Here is a 1,836-nt window from a genome sequence, read left to right on the forward strand (position 1 = left end):
GACCGCGCACCGCCACCACGGCCCGGTTGGGCAACGACCCCCACCGGCCCGGCTGGTGACCAACAAGGGCACACAGAGGCGGCAGCAGCTGCGCGCCACCCCAGCCACAGCGAACAGACCGACCCAAGACCAGCGTCATCCGCTGCGCCCGTTCGGACACCCACCTCTTCCAAGAGACCACTGGCCGGTCACCGGGACGGCCCCGACCCACGAACCCTCCCCCCGTAGGTGCCTCTTTTCGTGCATCCGCACGAGACGGACACCCGGGCGACCGCGTGCCACCTAGGCCAAGCGTCGAAGCCGCCCCACCCACCACGGACGCACCCCACGAATCCCCGCCGACAAATCGACGGGGACTCGTGGACGAGCGTCGCTAGGCAGGCACGGCCGAAGTGTTGCGTGCCACCGAGATGATGAATTCCCGCAGCCGCTCCACATACAGGTGCATATTCTTGTACGCGGCGTCCGTGTCCGGGTAACGGCCGGCGAATTGCAGCCCCTCGTGGAGCCTGTTGATCCACGCGCACACCTGGTCGCCGTAGGAGACCCGAATCAGCCCGTACGCCTTGAGTTCATGCCACCGTTCCGATCCCAGAATGCCACGCGCGTCGACGAACGAGACGATCGAGTACAGATCCGGCGACGTGGGCCGGAAATCCGAGCCCAGCAAGCGGAGCACACGCGCGATGGGTATCCGTGACAGCGGCCGGTTCTTCCGCAGCGCGTCGCGGACCATTTCGAGCGCGCTCTCGAAATCCGTTGCCTGAGCCACCGGGATCTCGATCGGCGCGCCGCCCACATACCAGCCGACCGAGTCCGACCACTTGGATTTCGCCCGGGTGTGGAACGGCACGACCGTGCGGTACACATCCAGACCGTTCATCTCGCGGACGATGAGCCCGGTGGCCGCCAGCACGCCGATCAGGCTTCCCCCGTAGGGGCGGCAGTGGGCCTCGAACGCCGCCGCGTCCGCGTCGTTCACAATCATCTCGTTCATGAATTTCTGGGTGGGCAGCGGCCCTTCGGGGGTGAGACCCAGGTCGACGGGAAAGTTCGGCAGCTTCCCGTCGCATTGGGCGATGAACTTCCGCCAGTGCGCGACGATGTCGTGGCTGTCGTCGATCTGGTCGGCGTTCGCGCGCTCGGTCGCGCCGAAGTCGACGTAGCTGGCGACCGGCGCCGTTTCCAGTGGGCGGCCTTCGACGCCCGCCGCGTAGAGTTCGTGGATCTCGGCGGTGATGCGCTGGATGGAGTACGAGTCGACGTTGCTGTGGTCGAACGCCATGTAGACGCTCGTGCTGTCGGGCCTGACGACCGCGGTGAAGATGAAGTTCGGCCAGCTGAGCGCGTCCGCCGCGACGTCGAACCGGCCCTCCAGATGCTGGGTCAGCGCCTCCGCGTCGGGGAATTCGCCGATGTCCGCGCGGTGCAGCACGACGGCCTCCGTGTCCAACGTGAAACGCCGCACCTCCTCACCGACCCAGCGGAAACCGCTGCGCAGCGTCTCGTGGCGGGCCGTCCACGCCTGGAGCGCCTCCTGGAGGACGTCGAGGTCGACCTGTCCCGGAATGTCGAACGCCGTGCCCAGCCAGGTCGGTACGAACAGACCGTCTTCGCGTACGGAGCGCGCGGTTCGGACGTGGGACTCCTGCACGTAAGCGAGCGGGCGGGAATCATCCGGCAGACTCATCGCGGCCTCGACGGCCTCGGGATGCAGTGTCCATTCCACAAGACGTCCGGGGCGGATCTCGCACCGCTGGATGTCGGTCATGCGCACAGCGCTTCTCCGTTCACACGCCCTCGCGGCAGAGAGGGGAGGGCGTGGGAACGGAGAAG

1 protein-coding gene is annotated in these 1,836 nt (G+C 67.2%); it reads right to left on the minus strand.

Features of this window, described 5'->3' with window-relative positions:
* Nucleotides 1–373: 373 nt before the first annotated feature.
* Complete coding sequence (locus ADY01_RS35300; protein ID WP_049580944.1) at nt 374–1,771, minus strand: condensation domain-containing protein; 1,398 nt, start codon at nt 1,769–1,771, stop codon at nt 374–376.
* Nucleotides 1,772–1,836 lie beyond the last annotated feature (65 nt).

This window comes from Streptomyces sp. SBT349 (genome assembly GCF_001083795.1).
Lineage (GTDB): Bacteria > Actinomycetota > Actinomycetes > Streptomycetales > Streptomycetaceae > Streptomyces.

What these genes read in the sequence shown, in the direction of transcription:
- ADY01_RS35300 (WP_049580944.1), bottom strand. Translation starts at nt 1,771, where the DNA reads ATGACCGACATCCAGCGGTGCGAGATCCGCCCCGGACGTCTTGTGGAA.